Source organism: Marinitoga sp. 1154 (assembly GCF_013363285.1).
GTDB lineage: Bacteria > Thermotogota > Thermotogae > Petrotogales > Petrotogaceae > Marinitoga.
Window position 1 is genome coordinate 1 of sequence record NZ_LBFB01000064.1, and the last position, 921, is coordinate 921.

Below are 921 nucleotides of genomic sequence, written 5' to 3' on the forward strand. Positions count from 1 at the left end.
CCCATCTCTTTTAATCCTTTTTCCACTTTCTTTTTTAATTCTTTTCCTGTTATATTGTTTAACATCCCAAAAAATTTGAGATTCTCTTCTAAACTTAATCGGTAATAGAATGACCGTTCATTTGCTGTTGATATTGTTATCATTTTTTTTATCTTTTTTTCTTCTTTTTGTGTGTCATATCCTTTTATTTTTATTTTTCCTCTATCTGGTATTATAAACATTCCTATTGTTTTTATTAATGTTGTTTTTCCTGCTCCATTTGGTCCAAATATCGTTACTTTTTCTCCTTTGTTTATTGTAAGATTTATATTTTCCAGTGCTTTTATTTTGTTTTTATATATTTTTGTCAAATTTGTTATTTCTATTATATTTTCCATTTTATCATTTCCTTTTCTGTTTTTAATATTGTGAAATTGTTCCATATTTTCTGGCTTTGTCAAAACTATTTTTAAACCAATATATTCCTATTGGTAATATTATTGCTGCCATTATTATCAGAATTATTATATCTTCTTTTATTTCATATAATCTATATCCTTTTATTAATGTTTTTCTTAATCCATCCATTGCATATGTTGTTGGTAAAATATATGATATTCCTCTTAACCATTTTGGTAATATTTCTATTGGATAGTATATTCCAGAGAACATTCCACTTAAAAATGAATATACCCAGCTTATTGGATCTCCTTTTTTAGTTAGCATTATAAATCCCGCACTTAATATTCCTATTCCACTTAAACTTATCATTGTTATTACCAATAATATTATTGATGATATTATGTTCATTTTTATTTCTACATCAAATGTATATATTAAAAATATAAACACTATTCCTGTGTTTATTATTGTAAATATTAATCTTGAAAATATTGTGTATATAAATACTTCCCATAATGGCGTTTCTGACAGAAGCAGGTA

At 24.5% G+C, this 921-nt stretch carries 2 protein-coding genes; both read right to left on the minus strand.

What is annotated here, in order from left to right:
* A partial coding sequence (locus tag XO12_RS11090) for an ATP-binding cassette domain-containing protein (protein WP_254867739.1) occupies positions 1–422 on the minus strand: 422 nt, incomplete at its 3' end.
* Positions 400–921: ABC transporter permease (locus XO12_RS11095; protein ID WP_175420349.1), on the minus strand; the 522-nt coding region annotated here is incomplete at its 5' end. The genes XO12_RS11095 and XO12_RS11090, both read right to left, overlap by 23 nt.